The sequence below is a fragment of the Roseibium sp. AWQ4_254 genome, assembly GCF_056161025.1.
In genome coordinates this window covers 1-1,026 of sequence record NZ_JBSWYH010000086.1, presented here as the reverse complement: position 1 = coordinate 1,026, position 1,026 = coordinate 1, and the positions used below count along the sequence as shown (strand labels likewise).

The following is a 1,026-nucleotide window of genomic DNA, read 5'->3' as shown; positions in this document are numbered from 1 at the left end:
TGTGGTTTCTGATCAGGTTGTTCCGTTGAGGACCTGAAGTGGCGTTTTGCCGTTGATGCCCATGTGTGTGCGTTTTGTGTTGTACCAGTCAAGCCATCTGGGGAGGTCGGCTTCTCGTGTCAGAGAGGATCTGAAGGGAATGGCGTAGGCCCATTCCCGCAGCATCGTCTGGATGAAGCGCTCGGCCTTGCCGTTGGTCTTGGGCGTGTAGGGCCGTGTCCTGATGTGGCGTATCGACAACCGTTCCAGGGTTCTTCGGAACAGTTTGGCGATATAGCCGGAGCCATTGTCGGTCATGACACGCTGAACCTTGACGCCTCGTGCCTTGAACCAGCGCAAGGCCCGGATCAGGAAGCTCGTTGTGGAGCGGCGCGTCTCGTCGGGCAGAACCTCGACATAGGCCAGCCGTGTCGCATCGTCGATGGCCACATGCAGATAGTCCCAGCCCGCGCCCTGGCTTCGGCCCCGGCGCGAGCCGGTGATCCGGTGCCCGGCCCGCTCGAAGCGGCCGAGTTTCTTGATGTCCAGATGCAGCAGCTCGCCGGGCTTCTCGTGCTGGTAACGCCGCACCGGCGGCTTTGGATCGAGCCCTGCAAGACGGCAGAGCCCCAAGCGGCACAGCCATCCGGCGACGGTGGAGCGGGCCAGGCCCAGTTTCTCCGCGATCTCTGCTGCTGTCAGCCGATACTCCCGGCGCAGGCGTTCAATGCCGATGACCTGATGCGGCATCGTCTTGTTGGCAATGGAGCATGGACGGGAGGAGCGGTTTTCCAGGCCGGCGGAACCCAATTGCCGGTAGCGCCTCAGCCATTCCCGCGTTCGCCGCTCGCTCAGGCCGAACTCGGCGGCGACCGTCTTCACAGGCCGCCCCTCGTCGACGATACGGCGGACCATCTCCGCTCGACCCAGGGGCGTCGTTCGGGCATTCTTGTGCGGGTTGTTCATCCTTGAAACCTTTCGGTGAATGTTTGGTCGCAAACACCTTCAGGCTTTCAATCTGGATGAACAACCTTCTCAGAACTCACA

1 protein-coding gene is annotated in these 1,026 nt (G+C 61.7%); it reads right to left on the bottom strand.

The genetic code is table 11. The features are described from left to right. Positions 1-12: 12 nt before the first annotated feature. Complete coding sequence (locus ACXAIC_RS24720) at positions 13-945, bottom strand: IS481 family transposase (protein ID WP_475187092.1); 933 nt, start codon at positions 943-945, stop codon at positions 13-15. Positions 946-1,026: the final 81 nt, after the last annotated feature.

Excerpts from the sequence above, each read along its gene's own strand:
- ACXAIC_RS24720 (WP_475187092.1), bottom strand. The coding sequence starts at position 945 with ATGAACAACCCGCACAAGAATGCCCGAACGACGCCCCTGGGTCGAGCG.